Genomic DNA, 1,065 nt, shown 5'->3' with positions numbered 1-1,065 from the left:
GGCGGGCGCTGTTGCGGGTGCGGACGCCGCGGAACCGACGGGATCGAGCGCGGATGCAGTGGTCGGGCCCGCGCCGGTCAGCGTGGTGGATGCGGCCCCTGTTCCGGAGGCGGAGGATCTCGCCGAATCCGTCCCGCCAAGCGTCGGGGCGACTTCCGGAGTGTCTGCGGACGAGGCGGAGAAGGCTGCAGCCGAGTCGGTCGCCGCACCTGCCGGAGCCGAGGAACCCGGAAGTGCTGGCGCCGATGCGGATGCCGCGGAGCGCGTCCGTCGTGCCGAGGGGGCGGCCGCCGAGACCGTCGGCGAGTCGGGCGCCGAGTCCCGCGGCGAGACGCGCTGAGCGGGGCGTGCGCGGGCGGACGGAGCGGGCGAACTTGCCCGCTGCCGGTGCGGTCACAAGCCCCATGTCCGCCCGTGCGCTCCACCGTCTCTTCCTGATCGCCTGCAGCGCGTTGCTGCTCGTCGGTTGCGGCCTGCGTTTCGCGTACTCGCAGCTCGACTGGCTGCTGCCTTGGTATCTGCGCGACTACGTCACGCTCGACGCCGGCCAGCGTGGCGAATTCGACCGCCGTCTGGCCGGCCTGCTCGACTGGCACTGCCGCAGCCACCTCCCCGAGTACGTCGCCCTACTGCGTGCGGCGAACGCGACGCTGGCGGCCGAGCGCGTCGAGCCTGCGCAGCTCGAACGCTTCCTCGAGCGCGGAGAGGCGCTCTGGCGCGAGATCGTCGGGGAACTCGAGCCCGAGCTGCGCAGGCTGGCGGCCGGCCTGGGCGACGAGCAGGTGGAGGAGCTCGCCGCCGCCTTCGTCCGCCGTGGCGAGGAGGCGCGCGCGGAGTTCCTCTCCGGCGACGAGTCCGCGCAGCATGCCGCCCGCGTCGAGCGCATGGAGGAGCGCCTGCGGCGCTGGTTCGGCCGCATGACGCCGGCCCAGCGCGAGCGCATCGCGGCGTGGAGCCGGGCGCTGCAGCCCACGACCGAGGCCTGGCTGGAGGATCGCGCGCGCTGGCAGGCCGAGCTGCTCGACGCCTTGCGCGTGCGCGCGGACGCCGGCGCCTTCGCCCCCC

General features: G+C 74.7%; 2 protein-coding genes. Both read left to right on the top strand.

Features of this window, described 5'->3' with window-relative positions:
- A partial coding sequence (locus C665_RS21015) for a hypothetical protein (RefSeq protein ID WP_004330436.1) occupies nucleotides 1-340 on the top strand: 340 nt, incomplete at its 5' end.
- Between the two features lie 64 nt (nucleotides 341-404).
- Nucleotides 405-1,065, top strand: a 661-nt coding sequence (locus C665_RS19705) for a DUF6279 family lipoprotein (RefSeq protein WP_004330434.1), incomplete at its 3' end; no start/stop codon positions are given.

Origin of the sequence: Thauera aminoaromatica S2 (assembly GCF_000310185.1) — a bacterium.
Taxonomy (GTDB): Bacteria; Pseudomonadota; Gammaproteobacteria; order Burkholderiales; family Rhodocyclaceae; genus Thauera; species Thauera aminoaromatica.
The sequence above is the reverse complement of the archived record's forward strand: the minus strand, read 5'-3'. Positions and strand labels throughout refer to the sequence as shown.